This window comes from Metabacillus bambusae (assembly GCF_017497975.1).
In the GTDB taxonomy this organism is placed as follows: Bacteria; Bacillota; Bacilli; order Bacillales; family Bacillaceae; genus Metabacillus; species Metabacillus bambusae.
The window spans coordinates 36,527-58,756 of the sequence record NZ_JAGDEL010000022.1 but is presented as its reverse complement, the minus strand read 5'-3'; the positions used below and the strand labels follow the sequence as shown (position 1 = coordinate 58,756).

At 32.7% G+C, this 22,230-nt stretch carries 18 protein-coding genes; 3 read left to right on the top strand and 15 right to left on the bottom strand.

Annotation, left to right across the window (positions count from 1 at the left end; genetic code table 11):
- Nucleotides 1-12 precede the first annotated feature (12 nt).
- Nucleotides 13-1,392, bottom strand: a complete 1,380-nt coding sequence (locus I7822_RS22345) for a sulfatase family protein (RefSeq protein WP_207981286.1) — start codon at nucleotides 1,390-1,392, stop codon at nucleotides 13-15.
- A 336-nt stretch (nucleotides 1,393-1,728) separates the two neighbouring features.
- Entirely contained in the window at nucleotides 1,729-2,841 is a 1,113-nt protein-coding gene (locus I7822_RS22340; protein WP_207981285.1) for a GNAT family N-acetyltransferase, read from the bottom strand.
- Nucleotides 2,842-3,081: 240 nt separating this feature from the next.
- On the opposite strand from I7822_RS22340, the gene I7822_RS22335 reads away from it, so the two are divergent.
- Nucleotides 3,082-4,443, top strand: coding sequence for an MATE family efflux transporter (locus I7822_RS22335; protein WP_207981284.1), 1,362 nt, complete (start codon nucleotides 3,082-3,084; stop codon nucleotides 4,441-4,443).
- A 238-nt stretch (nucleotides 4,444-4,681) separates the two neighbouring features.
- Here I7822_RS22335 and I7822_RS22330 read toward each other — a convergent pair whose 3' ends face one another.
- From I7822_RS22330 to I7822_RS22305, 6 genes are all read right to left on the bottom strand, one after another.
- Nucleotides 4,682-6,805 carry a transglycosylase domain-containing protein gene (locus I7822_RS22330; protein ID WP_207981283.1) on the bottom strand — a complete coding sequence of 708 codons (2,124 nt, stop codon included), beginning with the start codon at nucleotides 6,803-6,805 and terminating at the stop codon, nucleotides 4,682-4,684.
- Between the two features lie 61 nt (nucleotides 6,806-6,866).
- Nucleotides 6,867-7,097: a hypothetical protein gene (locus I7822_RS22325; protein WP_207981282.1), complete on the bottom strand. Its 231-nt coding sequence runs from the start codon at nucleotides 7,095-7,097 to the stop codon at nucleotides 6,867-6,869.
- 277 nt (nucleotides 7,098-7,374) lie between these two features.
- The gene (locus I7822_RS22320) at nucleotides 7,375-7,704 is read right to left on the bottom strand and encodes a hypothetical protein (RefSeq protein ID WP_207981281.1); all 330 of its coding nucleotides are present in this window, start codon (nucleotides 7,702-7,704) and stop codon (nucleotides 7,375-7,377) included.
- 150 nt (nucleotides 7,705-7,854) lie between these two features.
- Nucleotides 7,855-8,100, bottom strand: a complete 246-nt coding sequence (locus I7822_RS22315; RefSeq protein ID WP_207981280.1) for an HPr family phosphocarrier protein — start codon at nucleotides 8,098-8,100, stop codon at nucleotides 7,855-7,857.
- Between the two features lie 445 nt (nucleotides 8,101-8,545).
- Nucleotides 8,546-9,397 (bottom strand): sugar phosphate isomerase/epimerase family protein, encoded by an 852-nt coding sequence (locus tag I7822_RS22310; RefSeq protein WP_207981279.1) that lies wholly within the window; start codon nucleotides 9,395-9,397, stop codon nucleotides 8,546-8,548.
- A gap of 208 nt (nucleotides 9,398-9,605) precedes the next feature.
- Nucleotides 9,606-11,039: a pyridoxal phosphate-dependent decarboxylase family protein gene (locus tag I7822_RS22305; protein WP_207981278.1), complete on the bottom strand. Its 1,434-nt coding sequence runs from the start codon at nucleotides 11,037-11,039 to the stop codon at nucleotides 9,606-9,608.
- A gap of 224 nt (nucleotides 11,040-11,263) precedes the next feature.
- On the opposite strand from I7822_RS22305, the gene I7822_RS22300 reads away from it, so the two are divergent.
- On the top strand, nucleotides 11,264-11,485 hold the full coding sequence (locus I7822_RS22300; protein WP_207981277.1) for a hypothetical protein: 222 nt from the start codon (nucleotides 11,264-11,266) through the stop codon (nucleotides 11,483-11,485).
- Nucleotides 11,486-11,720: 235 nt separating this feature from the next.
- Here I7822_RS22300 and I7822_RS22295 read toward each other — a convergent pair whose 3' ends face one another.
- Entirely contained in the window at nucleotides 11,721-12,974 is a 1,254-nt protein-coding gene (locus I7822_RS22295) for a SpoIID/LytB domain-containing protein (protein WP_207981276.1), read from the bottom strand.
- Nucleotides 12,975-13,146: 172 nt separating this feature from the next.
- On the opposite strand from I7822_RS22295, the gene I7822_RS22290 reads away from it, so the two are divergent.
- Complete coding sequence (locus I7822_RS22290; RefSeq protein ID WP_207981275.1) at nucleotides 13,147-13,851, top strand: DUF421 domain-containing protein; 705 nt, start codon at nucleotides 13,147-13,149, stop codon at nucleotides 13,849-13,851.
- A 272-nt stretch (nucleotides 13,852-14,123) separates the two neighbouring features.
- On the opposite strand, the gene I7822_RS22285 is transcribed toward I7822_RS22290, so the two are convergent.
- The 6 genes from I7822_RS22285 to I7822_RS22260 all read right to left on the bottom strand — a co-directional run bounded on the left by I7822_RS22285 (nucleotide 14,124) and on the right by I7822_RS22260 (nucleotide 22,065).
- Nucleotides 14,124-14,321: a tetratricopeptide repeat protein gene (locus I7822_RS22285; RefSeq protein WP_207981274.1), complete on the bottom strand. Its 198-nt coding sequence runs from the start codon at nucleotides 14,319-14,321 to the stop codon at nucleotides 14,124-14,126.
- Between the two features lie 66 nt (nucleotides 14,322-14,387).
- Entirely contained in the window at nucleotides 14,388-14,636 is a 249-nt protein-coding gene (locus tag I7822_RS22280) for a tetratricopeptide repeat protein (protein WP_207981273.1), read from the bottom strand.
- 51 nt (nucleotides 14,637-14,687) lie between these two features.
- Complete coding sequence (locus I7822_RS22275; RefSeq protein ID WP_207981272.1) at nucleotides 14,688-18,887, bottom strand: DUF4062 domain-containing protein; 4,200 nt, start codon at nucleotides 18,885-18,887, stop codon at nucleotides 14,688-14,690.
- Nucleotides 18,888-18,898: 11 nt separating this feature from the next.
- Complete coding sequence (locus tag I7822_RS22270; RefSeq protein ID WP_207981271.1) at nucleotides 18,899-19,831, bottom strand: single-stranded DNA-binding protein; 933 nt, start codon at nucleotides 19,829-19,831, stop codon at nucleotides 18,899-18,901.
- A 103-nt stretch (nucleotides 19,832-19,934) separates the two neighbouring features.
- Nucleotides 19,935-20,987, bottom strand: a complete 1,053-nt coding sequence (locus I7822_RS22265; protein ID WP_207981270.1) for a DUF4145 domain-containing protein — start codon at nucleotides 20,985-20,987, stop codon at nucleotides 19,935-19,937.
- Nucleotides 20,953-22,065, bottom strand: a complete 1,113-nt coding sequence (locus I7822_RS22260; protein WP_207981269.1) for a hypothetical protein — start codon at nucleotides 22,063-22,065, stop codon at nucleotides 20,953-20,955. The genes I7822_RS22265 and I7822_RS22260 overlap by 35 nt, the downstream gene beginning before the upstream one ends.
- Between the last annotated feature and the right edge of the window lie 165 nt (nucleotides 22,066-22,230).

Sequence of the window (22,230 nt, the reverse complement as noted above, 5' to 3'; positions counted from 1 at the left end):
TTGTTATAAAGATTAATTTCTAACATGTAAATCAATTTTTTCTCGCCTTGGATTTGCTTTCCATTCATCCCAAGTCAGACCGTAATCATGGAGAACTTTTTCAATCCTTTTTCTAAAAGGTAAGCCCTCTTCTCTCAGCACCACTTTCAATGGATCCTCTCGATCTCCAAGTTTCGATTCTACCCAATTATCTAACTTATTTTTGTATTTTTCCACTTGCTCAGGTAGAAGTTCAGCAAGATTTGTTTCTTCATTTGGATCAATTAGTAAATCATACAGCTCACAAGGAGGTCTAGTAAAAGGACCCGAATCATATGTTTCAATGTATTTATAACGTTCGGTGCGGATACCTCTGGATGCTTGCCATGCACATTCGCTTAAATAAATATCTGAATGAATAGGATCTTTTTTCCCTTGAATGTATGGCCATAGACTTTTCCCATCTAGTTCGTCTGGGATTTCTAAGCCAATTGATTCTAAAATCGTTGGCATCAAATCAGCATGTTGTACTAACTGATTGATTCTTAAACCTTCTGGAATCATTCCTGGCCAACGGATAATCAGTGGAATATGGACAGTTGCCTCATATAGGCCACAATGATCCCAGTAAATATCATGCTCTGTTAAGCTTTCACCGTGATCTCCAACTAGGATTAGCATGGTGTCTTCTTTGATTCCTTGTTGCATTAAAAACTCATCTAAATCTTTAAGCATATCGTCTAAATATCTAATCTCAGCATCATATAAAGCGTTTACATAATTTGAATCAGTAATATTACCTAGCAAATCATAATGATGATACTTAAAAAACGGATATGCCGGATGATTAAATGCAGATTCCATACTTTTATTAGTCGGGTCATAGGGGTCCTGATCAGATTGATAAAACTGTGGGATATATTCTTTAGGTGGTAAATAAGGCGTATGTGGATCCCAATAGTGAAGAAAAAGAAAGAAATCTTCCTCTTTATGCTCTTTTATCCATGGCTTTGCAAGATCATTAATTGATTGACCATCAATCCACCTTGTTTTGCCAATCGTATTCATGTAGTATTGATACCCTCTAGCAAACCATTCCTTTAAATGATATAAATTATCTACTGCAGCAGTAGTATACCCAGCTTTTCTAAGTATTGTTGGAAGCCACTCATTTTCTTTAGGTAAATACGTTGATGGCGATCCATGGGAAACAACTCCTGTTGTTAAACCGACCTTCCCAGTAAAAATACTCGTATGAGCAACTTCTGTTGGAATATCGGACGCGTAAGCGCTTTCGAATATTACCCCCTGTTTTGCAATTTTATCAATATACGGGCTAGTGGGAAGCTGGTAACCATAGCATCCTAGTCGCTTTGCCCTAAGTGTATCTAGTGAGATAAAAATTATTTTCACTATTATCCCCCCTTTTTTGTGCATTCTAAAAGAATGTGTTACTTCTATTCTTCTATATTTATCATACTTTTTAGCAAGGACAAATTCATGGTCGTTAAGGACATGTTATTGGTGGATTCAGCCAAATGTGTTGAATACTTGGTAGGAAAGGAGTAAGCATAGATGTGAAGGAAATAAGTAGTTATATATAATAGAAAGGTCAAATGAGCATTTAAAAGTTTTAGTAAAGGATTCAAAGTCTGGCAAGAGAAGAGAATACCTCATTTGCACCATTCTCTCCTCTTCCTTTGTTGATATTTTGCGTAAATTCTTAGTCATTTAACCTCTAAATCTTTTTTATATAAAATTCAAACCAGCTGTATATGGAAAGGGTATTGGGAATATATTCCCAATACTTTTTTGAAGTTCCAAAATTTCAGAGTCATTTGATTGTGAATCAAAAACGAAGGAAACAAAATCCTTCACTTGTAGTGTTGTTGTCATGTTTGAAAAGGTTACTTGAATATGTTCACGATCGGTATATTTACATTCAAATGATTCTAGGTGTCTGGATTTTATATAAGGATTTAGTTGCTTTAAAAATCGTTTAGGATTAATGATATAAACGGTCCCTTCATTTTTTTCAAGAGTAAAAGTTGAACCATTCAATTCATTTTCCAATAAATGTTCATGCCAAGGGACTGCAACTTCTATTTCTTCCAACTCATATGCTTTGATTGCATAGGATAATAAGTGTTTAATCTCGTTTGGTTTACCTGCCCACTCAATCATCTTCCCCTTTTGTTCTTGTCTTTTACGATGTGGTACCCCGAGGACTAAGAAGCTACTGACCTTATTATCCTTTTCAACGATTAAGGTTTTATGTGTTAGATTCAAACAACTAGCATAAGCTTCAGCATGGATCAATGATTGTAGATCTGACACACTTTGATCATATGTAATAAGTCTTCGTTGAGCAATTTGATTCATTTGGAACAAATCTTCTTTTCGCATTTCTCTAATTTGACTTTCACTATTTTTATGAACATTTTCAAATTGAACATTAAATTTTGATATATTTCCGAAATGACAACAGTTTACACGTGTGTATAACGATCGATCGCCTGATACAAGAAGAATTGATGCATCTGAGCAATCTAAAAAATCGAATACTCTTTCTAAAATTTGACTAGCAATCCCTTTTTCTCGATAATCCTCTGCTGTACAAACAGAACCTAGTGAATATACATTTAGCCTCGCTTCACCTATTTTTATTATAGATGGTACTAACCCCATAAAAGAAACTAACTCTCCATTGTGAAATGCCCCAAACGATTGTCCAATCGAACTCTGTGAAAACATAAATGGGAACGCCTCTCCCATCGACTTTTGTTCATGATTTCGAAATGTTTTATCTGATAGCTCAATCGCAGCTTGTCTTTCATGTTCTTCTAATTGACGAATTTCCATCTTAACATCCCCTTATCCTAGTTTTCTAGAGTTACTAAAAAAACTCACTTCTCTCTATAATACTATAATTCAACCTTTAATTTGACAACGTTTACAAATATTGATAGACAAGAAACAATTTTGTCATTAAAATAATTATTACTATGAAAATAAAAAGAACCTTTATTACAATCATTAGCTATCTGAAGGTGGTTTTAAATGTTTCATAAATTTCTATAACATTGATTAGGGGATACAAACATGTTAAAAGACTGGAAAAAGATTTTACTGCTTGCAATTCCTTCAATCGCATCATTTGCATCTATGACTCTTACAGGAACAATAAATCTGATCTTGGTTGGTCAACTCGGTGCACTTGCAATTGCGATTGTCGGGGTGTCAAATATTATTATGTATAACGCATGGGCGATCTTTTCGGGAATAGGTCATACAGTCAATTATTTAGTCGCTCAAAACTTTGGATCAAATACGATGAAAAAAGGTGTTGAGCGCACCTATATCGCCTTTTATTTATGTACAATTGCATGTGTAATCGTTTTTCTTGTCGGTTTATTTTTTCCGGGTGATATTTTTAAAGTAATGGGAAGCTCAAGCGAAATGATTGATCAAGGAAAAGATTATTTAAAAATTCGATTTTTCGCTATGATTTTTTCAATCTTCACCTTTGTTTTTCATGGATTTTTCCGAGGAATTGGTGACACAAAAACACCAATGATTAGCTCTATCATTGGAAACTTGATTATGATTTTTTTAACTTATGGTCTAACGTACGGGAATTTCGGATTTCCAGAAATAGGTCTGTATGGCGCAGGGCTTGCTCTGTTTATAGGTGAGGTTGTTACCTTTCTGTTTTGTGCCTATGTTTATTTCATCCGTCTTCATGCCAAGTTTGAAACGCGCACAATTGTAGCCTTTAATCGTTCTGAGTCAAAACTCATTTTTGGAGAAAGTTCTAAACTTGGGATTCAGGAGTTTTCAATGAGTATGGCTATGTTTGTTTTTACTGCATTTGTGACGAGATTAGGTACACATGCTTTGGCTGCAAATGAAGTAGCCTTAAGCGTCATGAGCCTTGGATTTATGCCGGCGTTTGCCTTTGGATCAACTGCAACCATACTTGTTGGTCAGGAAATTGGTAAAGGCAGCGCAGTTGAAGGAAGAAAGGCTGGTACAAATACAGCAATATTAGGATCGATTTTCCTCTTTATTCTAGGCGTTATCCAGTTTTTACTCGCAGAACCGATTGCTAAAATTTATACGGATGATATCATGGTTTACCAGCTAGCCTCTAGATTAATCATGATTTCTGCGTTTTTACAGCTTTTCGATGGACTATTAAACTTCTATGCTGGTGGACTTAGAGGAATTGGAGATACTTCATTCCTTTTAAAAACATCGCTCATTTTAGGTTGGTTATTGTTTATTCCTTTAAGCTACGTCTTGACGTTTGTCCTTGAGCTATCAAGTGTTGGTGCATGGATTTCTTTATATACGTATTTAACTGTGTTTGGTGTTAGTGTTATGGTTCGGTTTTATCGCACTGATTGGAGTTTAATAAAGTTAAAAACAGTTCCAACTGAAATCAAAGAAAATATAGGTTAAATCATTTAAGTTAGTAAATATTGAATTTTAACAAACAAGCCAGGTCACTAAGAAACTTGGCTTGTTTTATTTTAGTTAATGCAGTATTCTCTATAATTGTTGTTTTCGTACATATCCCTACTTCTAGGATTTAGCCTGTCCTTGTGCCCTTTTCACTATTTATTGATATTCTCTCGAAATTGTTTGTCGTTAATTAAAGCAACAAACTTTTCAGTGAAGTCAGTAATAAAAATCCAAGTTATTCATTTTTATCTTTTTTTTCTTTTTCCTTTTCTTTTTCCTTTTCTCGCTTTTTATTTTCCTTTTCGATTTCCTTTTCTCTCTTTTTATTTTCTTTTTCTCTCTCTTTCTGTGCTTTCATTTTCTCTTTTTTGGTATCTTCTTTTTCATGTTGATTGTTATCATCATCTTTTTCATCTTGTTTCTTACTTTTTTTATTTTGCTTATATTTGTTTCCAAGTAATGCTAAATCAAATTCTTTTATTGACATTTCATTCTCAACTTTAGTTAGAATTTCTTTAAAAATAACCGTCGCAGTTCCACTACTAGACGATGAAAGATAATGATTTTGATCAGTTTTGTCATACCCTAACCATACAGCTCCTACAACTTGAGGGGTGTATCCTACAAACCAATGATCTTTTGCCCCATTATCTGTTGGAAAAGAAAGTTGAGTAGTACCCGTTTTTCCAGCGATTTCTCTACCAGTAATCTGTGCTTTTGATCCGGTTCCTTCTTTTACCACACCTTTGAGCATAAATGTCATTTTTTGTGCGATTAAAGGTTCTGTTACCTTTTGTTCCTTTTTTTTCCACTCTCCAAGTATTTCGCCATCCGCGTTTTCAATTCGTTGGATTGAATGAGCCTCTACCATTACTCCATTATTTGGGAAAGTAGTAAACGCTTGTGCCATTTTTAAGGGAGAGGTTCCTTCATTCATCCCACCTAAAGCCAAACCAGGAATGCGATCCTTTTCTTCTAATTTAATCCCAAAACGTTCTACTGCATTGGCTCCAACTTCTATACCAATCTTTTGTAGCAATGAGACTGCGGGAAGATTATAGGAGTGAATAACAGCGTCATACATAGACACTTCGCCACGGAATTGTTTATCATAATTTTGAGGTTGATATCCATCAATATTAATCGGTTTGTCTTCTAACCTATCATAAATATCATAGCCTTGTTCCAAAGCAGGAGTATAAACTGACAAAGGCTTCATAATCGATCCCGGCTGTCTTTTTAATTGTGTCGCTCGGTTAAACTGACGGAAGGTATGCTCACCTCGTCCACCTACAAGTGCATTGATTTCTCCAGTAGAAGGATTGATAAATATTGCTCCACTCTGAATCAATTGATCCAGCTTACTCTCTGGGAAAAATTGATCATCTTTATAAACTTCCTCAACTGCATTCTGAATGGAAGGATTGAGTCCTGTATAGATATGAAGTCCACCAGAAAGTACTTCATTTGGTGTTAGCTGATATTTATTAATTGCTTCATCAATAATATGATCTACATAATGAGGATACTTTCCTTTGTATTCTTTCACCTCATTCGTTGCTAACTTGATATTTTGATCCCTTGCTTCTTCAAAATCACTTTGGCTAATATGCCCTTCACTTTTCATTAATGACAAGACAAGATTTCTTCGTTCAATTGCTTTGTCATAATTTTTAAATGGAGACAGATTAGAAGGTGCTTTGACCAAACCTGCAAGTAATGCTGATTCACTTAAGGTTAGTTGACTTACATCTTTTGCAAAGTATGTTTGAGATGCCCTCTGAATCCCCCAGGCACCTTCTCCAAAATAGATTTGATTTAAATACCGTTCTATAATCTCATCCTTTGTATAAGTGCGTTCAATTTTTTTGGTTAGAATTAGCTCCTTAAACTTTCTTGTATACGTACGCTCTTGAGTTAGAAATGCATTTTTAGCTAACTGTTGTGTAATCGTACTTCCTCCAGCGACAACCCCCCCACTCGTTACATTCAAAATCATCGCTCGAGCAATCCCCAAATAATTTATCCCATGATGGTGATAAAAACGCTGGTCCTCGGTTGCTACAAAAGCATTTATCACATCTCCTGGAATTCTCTTTATCTTTACACCGTCGATAGTAGAATTTGATATCTTACTTGCTACCTCTCCCTTTTGATCATAGATAAACGTTGGCTGTGGAAGAGGCTCATCTAATTTACTTACATCACTAGTCCAAATGAAGATATTCAATATAAATAAACCAATTACACAGAATACAAATACTAATAAAATAATCTTTAATAGAAAGTTTTTGGGATATTCACGGTTCCATATCCTCTTTAAGAGTGTTCGTTGCTGTCTATTCTTGAATCTTCCCATTTTTTGTTACGTACCACCTTAGATAAAATCTATTTAAACTATATTTTTAAGTTTATTCTAGTTAATTAGCTATTTCATACGTATTATTTTCAAAAATACGTACATATCGGATGGAAGAAGTATGAATAGTTTCATATGCTTCATTACTTTTCACTGTATAAGTAGTACTATTAGCAACTCTTTGTAATACTTGTTCTAAAATATCCTTAGCGTTCGTATCTGATTGTTCTGTTATTTTCTCCCACTTCACATCCGCTTCGAGAGTATAACAAATACTGAATTCTTTTAACACAATTAAATGCCCCCTACATTGTTTATCTGATCAATCGCTTCTCTTTTTACGATTGGAATTACATACACATTTTATATACTTTATTAAATTTCGATAAAATTTGCTTAATTAAGGGGGTTAATTAGAAAATTTTTATATAAATTTGATACAAAAAAAAATCAACCCAATTTTGAATTGATTTTTTTCGTATTCCTTTTTATTTAAGCTAATGATAAAACAAGCCATCATCGTCGTCTGCTTGATTTAATAAGGTTTCCAATTCGGTTATAAATAACATCTAGTCTTCATTTAACTTTGTATTAGGGGTTTTAGGTATAGCAAGTTCTTTATCTTTATCCCGCTCCTCTATATTCAATTGGACATATAAAGGTTCTGCTACCCCTTCTAAAAAACCTCTCCAAATATGTAAGGAATTCTCTTTCGAACCTTTTATTATTGGTTCCTTTTCTGAAAAAACAATTTCCTTCCCATATCTCTTCTCTAAGCCTTCTACAATAGATAGCCCATCTGAAAGAGCATCAAAAATCGAATCAAAATAAGTTTTAGGATTTCCCATTACTACTTGATTAATGGGATCACCTACCTCAACCGAATAAACGATTGCCATGCTTTCACCTCAATTATTTTAACTTCTTTCCATTTTTCTCGATAAAGCATCTTTTTAAACTTTATGAGCATATTTTTTCTGTTACCAATAAAAATGGCAAAAAAAGCACAGCTGCATTCATTACAGTTGTGCTTTAATACCTTCAATCTATTATTCTCCCAATGTTGATTGGAGAGCTTCTATTGCTAATTTAGAATCATGCCCTTTTGCATACAATCTGATGTTTCCTAAAAAGTCATGAAGCTCGCTTGTACTTAAATAGCTTTTAGCATTTAATGACTTTTTTCCAAACTCAATTAAGATATAGCTTTCAAATTGGTTTGCTTTTGAAACTAAACTGATGATTTTTTTATGATCTATTTTGTTTTTAAGTAAACAGTTCACAGAAAAATTCACTTGAATCTCCCTCCCTCATAAACAATTTGTAAGACATATCCATATGGAGTATTTAGGTTTCCTAATGTCAACATGTGAGTTATGAATGATAATCAACTATTCAGAAACAAATTTGATTTAAAGGAAGATGTTTTATAAGAAAGGGCAAGTAATAGAATCACCTAATCAGTCTAAGCTCCATATGAGCAATGAGAATTATTCGTATTCTTAGCATACTACCTGTTTTTTTTAGTTACTACTGATATGTAAAGTTATATAACACACAATTTGTAAGTTTTCTATTTTTTTCGTAAGAAATAGTTACATATACAGGCTATATATAGAAAATTCAATAAAAAATACAACGCCTATTTAACGACGTTGCTTTCTTTAACTACTATTTATCTTTACAGTTTCACCAATCTTATGGATTACAAAGATAGCCTGTCTCTACAATATTCTTTATCTACAATTTTGTTCTAATTTCTTTATTACAGTATTGCTCAACAACCGTTTTAATTCGATTGATTCCATCCCACAGATTCCCCGGTCCATCATACACTAACGTAATCGGACCATTATAATCACTATTAGCTACAAGGTCTAATGATCTTTTATACTCCTCCGAATCGATATGACCCTCTTTGTCATAGTTCGCTTTTGCATGCACTGATTCTGCATAAGACATAAGGGTTTCAATTGAATGATATTTATGTTCAGGAAGGAAGTTTCCAAAGTCAACAGTTAAGCCAATTTCACCTTTAGAGGAATTCAGTAATTCCAAGCAGTTTTCTTTTGTGGAAGCAAGTTGTTTAAAGTTTTCAGTTACTACTCTTACCCCTTTTGGCTGTGCATATTCTACTAATTGTCTAAAACCCTGTTTCGCTAATTCTAAAGCTGTTTTGTTCCCAGGATTAGCTTCACCTGCAATCACACGAACACTTTTCGCACCAACAGTTGCTGCAACATCGATCCATTTCTTTATAAATTCGATGTCAGAGTTTCTTCTGTAAGAGTCTTCATTGCTAATATCACCATAATCAACTAAAAGACAATGGAATGTAATTCCTGACAATTCAAATGCTTCCTTAAGTTGTTGTAAATATTCAGCTTCTGTGCTCGGAAAATGAAAGTGACAAATTTCTAATGAACGAAAATTTTGTCTAGCTAATTCAAATGGTAATTCTAATAAGGTGATATTTTCAGGTTGTTCTTCTACCTTTGTTTGTTGACTTTTTTGGACTTCATCCCAATAAGTCCAATTTAATGGTCCAAGCTCTCGGTGAAGACTCCAAGTAGTTAATGATAAATATGGCATTTACTAAACCTCCTTTATACGTTATATGTAAGTTCAACGAGAAAGCTTTTTGTTCCTTCTTTCTAATTAAAAAACGTGAAAACTATTTTCAGTTCCACGTTTTTTCGCTTCCCAAGGGCGATCCGGGATGCTAACCTTTTTTTAGCGGCTAATTGCCTACTATTCAAGCCACTCGAACATTCGTTATTGAATTATTTTAAATAAATCGTCAGCTTTTACTTAATTCCACACCATATTTTTCAAGACGAAGGATTGTTTTTTCAATATCATTTTGTGTAGTTCGAGGATTAATTGTACACATACGTAGTACAACCTTACCGTCTAAAACTGTTGAACTTAATAATGCATATCCTTCTTTAATAATTTCACTAATAATTTGTTCATTTAGCCTATCAATCGTGCCTGTATCATAATTTAGTTGGATATAACGGAAGGTAACAATCCCAATTTGAGCAGGAGTAACAATTTCCCAACACGACGATTCGCGTAGCTTCTTTTCAGCGAATTCAGCCAGAGTTATTCCTGTTGTAATCGCATTTTGAAACGTTTGAATGCCAAAATATTTCATCGACATCCATAATTTTAGTGCTCTAAAGCTTCTTGTTACTTGTATCCCATACTCACTAAAATTTATTTCTTGCTCTATTTTACAGATATCTCTTAAACAATCAGGAGTTATTCGGAATGTGTCTTTTAAGTATTTACGATCTCTTACAAGTACACATCCAATTTCATATGGTTGAAACAACCATTTATGTGGATCTAATACCAATGAATCTGCCAATTCAATTCCTTTTAGAAGGCTCTTACTTTTTTCGCTTAATAAAGCAGGTGCTCCATATGCTCCATCTACATGAAACCATAATCCTTCTTTTTCACAAAACTCTCCTATTTGTTGTAATGGATCAATCGCACCACTATTCGTTGTGCCGGCATTGGCAATAACACAAAATGGGATTTTTCCTTCTGCTCGATCTTTCTTGACTTCCTGTTGTAATCTTGGTAATGCAATACGAAACTGTTTATCTGTTGGTATTATTTTTATTTGCTTTGATTTAAAGCCGAGTATACCTAGTCCTCTGATAATTGTTAAATGGGTTTGATCTGATGTATAAATAACTGTATTCTCAGTTTGATCTAGAAGTTTTATATGACGTGCTACTGCTAGTCCTGTCAAATTTGCCATTGACCCACCGCTCACAAATAATCCTCCTGCTTCTTCTGGAAAATCATAAATTTGACGCAGCCAATCAATCGTAACCAATTCAATGTTTGTAACACCTGGTCCCATTGATGACGCTCCTGAAAATATATTGAGTCCTGATACTAAAGTGTCAGCCATTATGCTAATAAAATTATTCGGACCAGGAATATAACCAAAGAAGCGAGGGTGGTCAGCATGTGTTAAATTGGGTAATATATCTGACTCAAACTGATCTAATAAATGAGTATGACAATTACCATGTTCTGGAATGGATTCGTTACGAAGCTTCTCTAATATTTGAAAATCTGTTTTTTTAGCTATAGGTTTATCTTGTAAGCTTTCCATGTGTTCTACAATCATATCAATTACCCGGTATCCTAACTCCTTCATATCTTTGGGTGAAAGGCGTAAATCATTATTTACATCTTCATTTGTCATGAGTACTCTCACTCCAATATTATAGTTAATACATTATATTTATGTATCATTGGATTGTACTACTCCAGAAATTCCTCGACATTCAACACAAGCTGGATATCTACAGCAATACAATATAACCGAACTCCATGAATTTTTTCATAAATAATCATGTGAGGTAATATTCTTTTGATTTTCAACAAAATATAGTAAGGTCTGTTAAAAATGTTGGGAGGAAGAAGGTATTGAAGAATTTTAGATATTTAATAAGTAGAGAATATGAAGCAGATAGTATTGCAGAAGATTTACGTTTACAATTGGAAATCAATCGTTTTAATCATGTAAATGTTAAATCTGTTACAATGCGAAACGAAGTTCTTGTCCAAGTTCCTGATGCAAATGATTCCATTGAAGAGGTTGTTGAAAATTTCATGCACAGCTACCAAACGGGAATAATACTAGAATAATCAAGTGAATTAAATAAGGACCAAAAATAAACACCGTTCAATAAATGAATGGTGTTTTTGTACAAATTGATTTTGTATTATGCTTTAGAAGAAGTTTTTGACCATTTCAGAGGTATTTTCACAATTCAAACATTGGTAATAAATAGATAATATATCTTCTGTCACTTGATGTTTTGTTTCTTGAGCACAGTTCTCACAGTATTTTTCTTCATAAACTCCCATTCAAACACCTCCGTTACTTTGTAAATGTAGTTATTAATGTTCCAGGATAATAAAACTGGATAATCTCTTTATATGATTTACCCGATTCTCCCATGAAATTTGCTCCCCATTGACTCATCCCGACACCATGACCGTAACCTTTTCCTTTCATTGTATAAATATCTTCGTTACATTTGAGGGAGCTTATCAAATAACTTTTAAACTGATTTCCACCGATCATCGGACGAATCTGATTTAGTCTAACATCATCAAGTGTGAACTGTTCGAATAATACAGTACCATCTATTAATCGATGTAAAAACTCTACAGTGATTGAACCTTTATCCGTCCGTTTTGAATTAAGCTGTTGTTCTGATAACTCAAATCTAGGAATTGATACTATTTTTATGTCACCTGGATAACCATTATTTTGAAGCCACTTCTTCATAGATAAAGTGATTTCTTCATCCTTTTCCTTTACATCATCCCACCAATTTGAATTGTCCCAATTGATGTCATTCATCGAAATTTGTGTTCGATGAATCGTAAATTCCCATGGGTGTGTCGGATCAAATGGATCCTTTTTTATCGGAAAATAAGACATTGCCTCCCCACCCCAAACATGTGCATTATTCTCGGTTACACCACCATTACTAGCAGAATAAAATGCGTCTATTAAGTGATTATCGAATGTTATTACCTCACTACTTGTTTCCTCTACTGCTTTCGTAGTGTTCTCATTCCAATTATATCCACCGTATACTTGAAAATGAATCGTATCATCCATTTCTTCCTTAGTATGTGAATAAGCATACGTACGTGCAGCTAACGATTGTGCTTTCAATGCTTCTTGATGCCAAGATGGAAAGACTTCAAAAGGCACTACACCCTTTAAATAATCTTCTATAGGTAGTTGATTAATTGGTCGAATTACGTTTTCTTCTATTCTAAATTCCATTGCACCTAAATAAGGTCGATTGTTAACATAAATAGCATGATCACGGTCATAAGTTTCAGGAAAAAGAACTAAAGAACCATTTAACTTTTGTTTCTCACCTTCCCCATGCAAATACAATGAATCATTCTTCACTGTTACATGATAATCTACCCCTTCTTTTAAGGAAAGAGTAGGGTCAAGTGTTTGATAGCCTCCTTCTAGAAGAATATTTAATTTGTCGGTATCTCCTATATAATTAACTAACTTCACTTTTATCATTTCTTCTGCTTCAAATTGTTTTGGAAATAAAGTTGTAAATAGAATGGCGATTATTAGAAAAAAGTATCTCATATTCCTATAATTCCGAGTTGGTAAAGGAATTATTCATCGACGAAATCACGGGGATTGACAATTTTTCTTTCATTTAATACATATCAACTTTTCGAATGGAAAGAATAAGCAATTAGTAAACGATATTTTTTCTAAGAATATAGGTGTTTGCGAATACAGGAAGTGAATTTTAATGGATTTCATTAGTAGTCAAGAATCACTTAGCGCTCTAGAGTGGGCTTTACGAGCAGTAGTAGCGTTTTTCTTTTTATTAGTAATAGCAAAAATAATGGGTCAGCGTTCGATATCACAGCTGAGGTTCCTAGACTTTGTTATCGCTTTACTAATTGGTAATATTATTGCCCATCCTTTGTCAGATGAGCAATTAGAGTTAAAAAGTTCAATGATAACGATGACGGTTATAGTACTTTTATATGTTACTGGAGTATATTTGAGCTTAAAATGGAATGGGTTAAGAAATATCTTTGATCCTCAACCTATCCCTCTAATAGAAAACGGGCAAATTAATTTTAAAAATTTAAATAAAGCAAGGATTACAGTTGATATTCTTCTATCTGAATTGCGAAAAGAAAAAACGGATGATATTCAAAAAGTAGTACTTGCATTTTGGGAACCTGGAGGAACGATATCGATATTTTTATATCCTCAGTATCAGCCAATTACACCTACTGATTTAACACTAGCAATAAAGCCTTTTGATTTTCCTAGGACAATCATAAAAGAGCGTAAAATTGTTTACGATGTGTTACAACATCTTGGTAAAGATGAAAAATGGATATTGAATAAACTTAAAACAACCCACAACATACATGTAAAGGATGTATTACTGGCGACTATTGATTCTAGTGAAAATTTAAAGGTATTCTTGTATAAGTAATCGTTTGATAATATAAAAATGCCTGAAAAAGCACACTTGCTTATAAATTAGCAGATGTGCCTTTTCCTGTAGTACCAGAAAATGATAAAATTGGATACCGTTTATTCATTCTACTCCAGCGCTAAATCAGAAGTGATTTTCACACTTCTCTTTACATTACTAAACAGGCGCATATACTTTTATTTAATAGCGATATCGATTAACTAACCTATTTACATTTCTAAAAGTACTTTTCGATATAGCTGTGGGAGATTTTCTTTTTCAATTAAACCTTATATATATATTTCCATTTCCTTATTAACTGGATTATCAGAACCTATACGTGCTTTACGTGTTTTGTATGCCTCTAAAAATAAATCCATCGCTTCTTTCATTTGCTTATTTTCATATTTTAACTTGGCCATTTCGTACAAACATACTGCGGTAAAATCATTATCAACACCAAGAGTACTTTTACTACTTTCGATCACATTAGCAAGAGTTTTACCTGCTATTTTAATATTTCTTCATTTTTCTATATAATTTCCCGATATTTTTTAATGCGTGTAAATTATACGTATGGTTGATTTGCTGACTTTTTCTTGGATTTTATTAGATTGTAAAAGTAATAGTTCTGCTTCATGATATCTGCCCATATCACATAAGGTTTCACCAAGGTAGCTCATAATATAACCTGTATTAGGATGTTCTTCCCCTAAAGTATTCTTATAGTTTTCTAATGTAAATTCAAATAATTGTTCAGCTTCTTTGAATTTACATTGCTGTACAGAGCTTTGTATTTTCATTTACAAAGCTCTGTACTTTCATTTAACAATCTACACTTCGTTAAAAGGGAATTAAAATTTTAATCTCTTCCAAATTTCCTCTTCGCTTGTTGCTTCCTGCATCTTATCAATAAAACTAATTGAGATGTCTACTAAATTGCTTGCATTCTTAATTTTCTTATACTTCTGTTTAAGCCATTTATAAAATTCAATAATTGCTTGTTCATGTAAAAGTTGTTCGGTCTTTGCTACTAAATAGAAATGATTCGTCTTATTATGCAAATAATCTAAGTGGTCTGACATTTCATGCAAATTATTATGGTCAACACAAATAATATATTGTATGGATGAAGTGTTTTTTATTTCAACTATTTGCCTCTCCTCATCAACAAGTACATGATTATCATTTAGATAGTCTGGCTTTAGGACTGCAACTATTGTATCTGTTATCCGTTCCTTTTCAAATAAATCAGCGGTTTTAACAGATTCTTTTTTAGAATGAACTTTATTACTAATTTCTCCTGTCATTTCTAAAATTCGATCCAACCCAAAGTCTGATACTTTATAGACCGTTTTAATTTTTCCTTCGATTCTATTTTTAAATGAGAAAATTAAGGCTTTTTTCTTTAAAATATATAATAGCTTTTGTAATTCCTTTTTAGTTACATGCTCTTGATCATCAGAATTCACTAAATTTATTAATGGTTCAAAGACGATTTCATCATTTTCTTCAATGATTTTTAACACAACAACTTCCAATGGAGAAATGCTATGCAAATCCATAAATTCTTCATCGTCATGCTCAGGACCATTTTCTATAATTTGTTTTATCTTCTCCTGCTTGAGGAGTGTGTGATTTAAATTTTTCTCATCTAGTACCTTTTCTTGACATTTCTCATATAAGGAAAGTGCTTTTTCATAATCAGCTTTCATAGCAAAAATGTTAGCTTGTTCATAAAGCGCTTGACAGTAACCCTCTATAAACTCTAATTCTATTGCTAATTGTTCTTGCTTCAAATTATAATCTAATGCTTCATCCAATTTCCCAAATCTTTTTAAAATCCATGATTTCATACCATAGGAATAAAACAATCCTCGCTTAATTTCTAAACTCTCACAAATTTCTTCCTGTTCAGTTGTATATTCAAGGGCTTGATAAATTTGTCCAAACTGTTTTGCTATCATTGCTTTATTACCAAGTGAAATTTGTAAGCCCATCAAATAACCATGTGTTCTACAAATTTTTTCTTGTTCGTTTAACAAATCCAAAGCTTTATCGTATTGATTTTTATTTTTTAAGATAAATGCCTGTCTACCGAGACATTCTTGTAAAGATAACTTATTATCTAGTTCTCTACAAATCTTCTCTTGCTTTTTTAACATGTTCAAAGAGCTCTCAGAGTTTCTTGGTAGTAATCTAGCAAGTAAGCCGTAATTAGACTGTAAGCCATCTTTATGATCGATATAATAACAAATTAATTCCTGCTCTCTAAGAATTGCAATAATTGCTTCTTTATTCGTAGGACTCTTCTGATAAAGTGTAGCAGCTTGGTTACTAAGGCAGTCTTGTAGATCTTTCATATTACCGATGCTTCTACTGATTTCTTCTTGAAGCTCGAATAATTCTAGAGCATCGTCTAATTTATTTTGCGCCTTAAAAATTAATCCCCTTTGGCCAATTGCTTCTTGTAAACCACCCTTATTGTTCGTTGCCTGACAAATTCTTTCTTTTTCATTAAGTAGTTTTAGACCTTCCTCGTAATCCATTTGATAGTACTTAATTCTCGCTTGATTACCTATAGATTGCTGTAACCCAAATTTGTTATCTAATTCAAACCTACAAATTTCTTCCTGTTGTTTTAGAAGGAGCATAGCTTGGTCATACTCTCCCCAATACGTAAGAATCTCCGCTTGGTTTCCTAATGATGACTGAATCATCTCAACTACATTTTTTTCTCTTGCTATCGTCTCTTGCTCTTTCAATAGCTTCATAGCTAAATGATATTCACTTTTCATTCTGTATAGGTTTGATATGTTTTCTTGACATTTAAGTAGATTACTTACTTGCCCATGCTCCTCAAAATAATTTCGCATATAATTTTGCAGAACAAGCGCTTCATCAATATATTTTCCTTCTAAAAGCTTGGCAACCAATTTTATTTCTTCGATTTTAAACAATTCTGGGTAATCAATTACCTGTCGATATGCCTTTAGCATCGTTAATTCTTCTGTAAAGTTTTGTTTCCAAGGTTTTGTATTTTCTTCGATACTAGCCCAGTAGGATTTAAGCATAAAAGGGTCATACTTCCATAAAGCTAGTAAGAAATTAAAATCTTGAAATAAGTGAAAAAGCTCTTTCCATTCCCCAGCTTTTGTCCATTGCCATGGTAACTCTTGGAGCACGCGATTCTTTAACGTATCCTTTTCTTTAGAAAAATACTCTGCAATCTTTCTATGGTTTGCTTTTCTAGCTTCTTCTGAAGACAAGTACTTCTTTTCTACCGCATCTCTAAAAAACTGATGGAATAAGCAAATAAATCCAGTATTCACAACAAGATTGCTTTCCATTGCCAAATAAAATGGTGACCAAATTGAACTAGCTACCTTTTCCTCCTCTGTACCAAGTAAATCAGAAATTTCAGATTCAGATAAACCTACACGTGCTCCCCATAATAAAGAAAGCGCATCTTTAACCAATCCTTCTTTCTCGTGACCATAATCTGTTTCTATCCGCTCTATTTTCTTTAGAAATAAATCCTCAATTGATACCGAGTTAACATAACTTAAAACCTTTTCATATAAGCCTTTATCTCCATCTACTCGGATTTCATCTAGTAAGGTACGAAGAAATAAAGGATTACTACTTAGTGGGTGATATAGGATTGATTCTAAAATATGTTGTTCTAGATTCTTTCCAAATGCTGAAAAGTAGTTATTAATAATTAATTTTCTTTCTTTTTCAACAAGTAAATCTAACTCTAAAATAGTCCATTCGCGATTAATAAATTCTTGAAGCTCTTCACCTTTGGTTGTTGAGAGGATTAAACGGATATTGGCTGGTATTTTTGTTGGCAACCAAAATAAATCCTTCGATTCTGAGCTGTCAGTTAAATTTAATTGATCAATAGAATCAAGAACGATAATTACTTTCCCATGTTCAGCTGCAAGATCTAGAGATAATGCAAAGGCTTCTCTTAGCTCATCTAATTCAAAAGGAATCTCCATACCTAAATGAAATTTTCTATTTAACTCCATGATCATTCTTCTCATTAGATTAGAGATATCACCATTAACAGAACCAGCACCAATAAAGTGCATAATTGTAGGAATGTGGGTTCCCTCTAAGTTTTGAGCTTGATTCAAAGACCAATAAGATAGCAAAGAAGACTTACCTGAACCAGAATCTCCAGTAATAACTAATGGAGAATTGTCATCTTTATATATGTACTCTGTCATTTTTTCTAAATACTTTTCTCTGCCAACAAAGAACTTTGCTTTTGTTAACGCAAATGTTTCATGTTCATTTGCTCTTCTTTCTAACTCATCTTCTGGGATATGCTTCGGAAACAATTCATCAATAAGCTTGGACATATCAGAAAACACCATATTACCTAGCTCTTTTGAGTCAGAAAAATTTTCTCCAAGGTAATAGCCACTATTTCTAATTCTATTCTTTAAATTTTCTAGCTTGCCCTTTCTCTCACTTAATTCTTGTTCAATTTCCTCTTGAGATAAGTATTTTGCTGTATCACTTTCTATCGTTTCAAGAAAATCTACATGCTCTTCTTCACTAAGGGTATTTATGTAATCAGGACTTCGGAAATAAAAAAAGGCATTCATATGTTTGTTTTCATGTAAAAGCGCCCCCTGTAGAATTTCTAATTCTGTTACGGACTTTCCTACATGCTTATCTAACCAAGGATATTTCTGGATTAATTCAGATGATATTTCAGGAATCCAACCATATCTTTCACCTAGTATCCCAATAAAAAAAGGAAGACAGTTTTCAATTTCAGCTAAGCAGATAGGTAAAACCTGTCCATCAGCGCTTTGCTCATTTGTAACCCCCCAACGTAAATCAACTTCACTCCAATTCACGCCTCGTTCTTCACACATCTTTCTAAGTTCAGGGAATGTATATTTAATTAATTGATCTCGCTCTTTTTTCATATCCTTAAAAGTAGAAGATATAAACACTCTTATTACTCTATTCTTTTTAATTGCCTGAAAATCAACCTTATCCTTAACAGTATCACCTAAATAGAAACTCATCGAATCAATCCTTACTTATATTTATTAGATAAAGTGTAATTTGAAATTGATATTTCTCTTGTAGTAAATGTTTTCAAGATGATTAACTTCTTTTTATTACCTGATAGAGTTTTTTTTCGAATACTTATTTCCTTCGTATAATCCCTGCTCTGCAACCGCCCTTTTAACGAAATACGATCATTTACCTGAATCTCTTTACTTTTTGATAGTTTTTCATATTCCCAAATAAATGCATTACTGTAAAAGGTTCGATTCGGTAAAATTGTGCTTTTTGTTTCTACATTTATTGAAGTACTATAGTAGTTTGAGCGATTTTTGTAGCTATTTTTCTTTGTAACTCTTCCAGTTAATTCAGCGATATTAAGATCACCCTTATCGATATTTAACGGGACTTCCAATTTCTCATATCCTTTATCAATAATTACTTCATAAGCTACATGTTGGGTTTCCTTATAAAGAATCATATCCTTATCTATTCGATAGACATATTTGTCTTTACTTTCACTTGATTTCTGGCCATTTTCAAGAAATAGTGAATCCTTAGGTATAGTAGGTATTAAACCAGTATCAATTAAGTGAGACCATTCAACCATTTCCCTTTTTTTGTTCATCGGTACTTGCCTGCTAGGAACATTTTCAAATAAATCCACATAATTTGTAACCGCGTTTTCTAGCTGTTCATTAACTGCATAATTATCAATTGTATAATTTCTACTTTGAAGCTCACCTATTACTTTTAGTCGATCACCGTTTTTAAACTTTTTATGAAATTCCTCGTCATTAAATACAACAATTGGAACAAGATCAAATTTTGGTTCAATTTCATTTTTTTTCTTTCTACGAAACACTTGTAAATCAAACGTTACGATAGGATTAGGAATATATTTACAGAAATTAGCCATGTTCATTATCGTTCCTGTTAATGTAATTTTATTTTTATTCATTAGTTCCTACTCCTTTTTATTTTTCAATGAGCTCAAATCAGATTCCTCTGAAATATTTGTTGCTATGAAGATCAGCTAACATTAAATTTAGGTAGAAATTTGATTATTCTAGAACTCTATTGAGCACAAGTATTTCTTCATACTTGATAAGCAGTTTCTTCAAAATAAATAATAAGATTTTTAAATCCTCAGCAATGATCTTATCTGTTCCAAAATTTGGTCTAGAGCGATGTATGGATGTATTTCCAAACGCTTTAATCTGATACAAACATTGAATAAAGATCGGATCAATATTGCCATTTTTCTTGAGAGTTGAAATATTTGTATCAAATGACACATCATAATGATTTGTTATCAATTCGCATAAAGATTCTGCAAGCTTTCTACTAAAAGCAGCAACGATTTCAGGACTTATCTGATCACGATTTAAAGCATTTTGAAGTGGGATAAGTGTATCATGGTAAACACTTTCCTCTTTCGGAAAACTATAAATAAGCCCCAAAATATAGTATCGTAATATATTTATTTCATTTTCTTTTGCATATACTATGCTCCTACCTAAAGAGTACTCAATCGCTTTGTTCCAAAGTTCTACCTCGTCATGGTGGAAAACATAATAACGGATTGTATTCGTGTGTATTGATTTTTTTAACCACTCGACAGCATATTTGATCAATACTTCTGCAGCTTCATTATAAATCCCATTTAGGCCTTTTCGTAATAACACTGGAAAAGAAACCGATTCAAATTTATATCCAGTAAGTTCTAAAGAAGTTAAAGCTGAAAACAATCCTTTTATTAAGCTTTCGTAAATCGATCTGTTAATTGCTTTTCCTTCTTCTAGCTTAGAGTGAAGAATAAGGATCATCCTTTTATCTAATCCTTTATTAGTAAGGGTTTCTACTAAACTAATATATCCACCGTTTTCAAGAAAAAAGACTGGTTTTTCCTTTATAAAATCTACATCAAAATGTATATTTAATAAATCGACAAAGTCCCCTGTTGTTTCTCCGTATTCATTTTCATATGAGTTTACTACCATTAAGTTTCCGTCATCTAGCAATAAATCTCCTTCTACTAGAAAGAAAGAACGTTCACCATGGTTCGTTTCAATTATGACCCTATTCCTTAGAGTATTTTCCTTTGACGTTTCCACAAACTTTCTCCTTCGTTTTATCTTGATAAAATTGTTTAAAAAAATCGCTGTATAGAGTCAACACTCTATGGAGAATTGAAAGAAATAGGATGATTTCGTCCATATTTTTTGATAAATCTGAAGAACGAAAGTAATTTCGATCCTTTAGTTGTCTTATCATGATGAGGTAATTAAAATACCAATCTGAAATAGGTTTTTGCCTTTGTAAACTTGCAACCTCCTGATTAGTCAGTCTGAATGTAGAAATTGAACTTGGGATAGAGACCTCAGGTAGTTTATAGAGGTCTTTTAATAATAAATTAACTAGCTCATCAGCTTTTATTAAAAGATGGTTATAATTAGTTTGAGTATCCTTTATAAGTTCTTTGCTTATTTCTATTAATATATTTTTAAGTACTGTTCTATCTGTATATGGAAAGCTATCAATTAAGCTAACAATTTTTACTTTAGTGTTTGAAATCATCTCTTTTGTATTTGGTTGGTTTACATGATTTCTTGGGAAAAGAGTGTTCATTGCACTTTCCCAAAACGGAACATCCTCTTCAACATTGACATAGTACTTAATTGTTTTTGTCGTATCTGTATACTTTAAGTATTTTACTGCATTATGTATTAAAGTTTGTAATGATCCCTTATATTCATTAGGATCAAGCCCTTTTTTCCCGATAACGGGTAAGGAAATTTCCTTAAAAGAATATCCTTCATATACTAAAGCTGCCATTGCCGAGAAGGTAGACTGTATAATTTGATTAAACTCTTCATTTCCAATGACTGACCCTTCAAGTCGATTTAGATGAACAGTTAATATGTGTTGCATTGGATGTTGAATAAATCCAATAAATCCACCATTATCTAATGGAATTATTTTTCGTTCGGCATATTCTACAAGATTTAGCTGTTTTTTAATAGAATTGAACAATTCGCCATCGTTGGAATTATAGACTGTTGTAACCAGTAAGTCGGTGTTAGCAGATAGTAAATCTCCATATAACAATTCAAAATACCGATCACCATTTCTTGTATCAAGTATTAATTGTTGGATAATTTTTGCTTGTAATTGAAAAATATCTTTACTCATGATATCTCCTGAAATTTTTTTAGTTTGAATGAATGATTGAAATGGTACAAAAATTTATAGTAATAACAAAAGATTAAAAGATAAGTAATACTTCCTAGTATAATTATATTAGCACCCATATTATTCATCAAGATTTTTACATAAATAAGGGTCATTTTACTTATT

Excerpts from the sequence above, each read along its gene's own strand:
- I7822_RS22340 (WP_207981285.1), bottom strand. The coding sequence starts at position 2,841 with ATGGAAATTCGTCAATTAGAAGAACATGAAAGACAAGCTGCGATTGAG.
- I7822_RS22335 (WP_207981284.1), top strand. The coding sequence starts at position 3,082 with ATGTTAAAAGACTGGAAAAAGATTTTACTGCTTGCAATTCCTTCAATC.
- I7822_RS22330 (WP_207981283.1), bottom strand. The coding sequence starts at position 6,805 with ATGGGAAGATTCAAGAATAGACAGCAACGAACACTCTTAAAGAGGATA.
- I7822_RS22320 (WP_207981281.1), bottom strand. The coding sequence starts at position 7,704 with ATGGCAATCGTTTATTCGGTTGAGGTAGGTGATCCCATTAATCAAGTA.
- I7822_RS22310 (WP_207981279.1), bottom strand. The coding sequence starts at position 9,397 with ATGCCATATTTATCATTAACTACTTGGAGTCTTCACCGAGAGCTTGGA.
- I7822_RS22305 (WP_207981278.1), bottom strand. The coding sequence starts at position 11,039 with ATGACAAATGAAGATGTAAATAATGATTTACGCCTTTCACCCAAAGAT.
- I7822_RS22295 (WP_207981276.1), bottom strand. The coding sequence starts at position 12,974 with ATGAGATACTTTTTTCTAATAATCGCCATTCTATTTACAACTTTATTT.
- I7822_RS22290 (WP_207981275.1), top strand. The coding sequence starts at position 13,147 with ATGGATTTCATTAGTAGTCAAGAATCACTTAGCGCTCTAGAGTGGGCT.
- I7822_RS22280 (WP_207981273.1), bottom strand. The coding sequence starts at position 14,636 with ATGAAAATACAAAGCTCTGTACAGCAATGTAAATTCAAAGAAGCTGAA.
- I7822_RS22275 (WP_207981272.1), bottom strand. The coding sequence starts at position 18,887 with ATGAGTTTCTATTTAGGTGATACTGTTAAGGATAAGGTTGATTTTCAG.
- I7822_RS22270 (WP_207981271.1), bottom strand. The coding sequence starts at position 19,831 with ATGAATAAAAATAAAATTACATTAACAGGAACGATAATGAACATGGCT.
- I7822_RS22260 (WP_207981269.1), bottom strand. The coding sequence starts at position 22,065 with ATGAGTAAAGATATTTTTCAATTACAAGCAAAAATTATCCAACAATTA.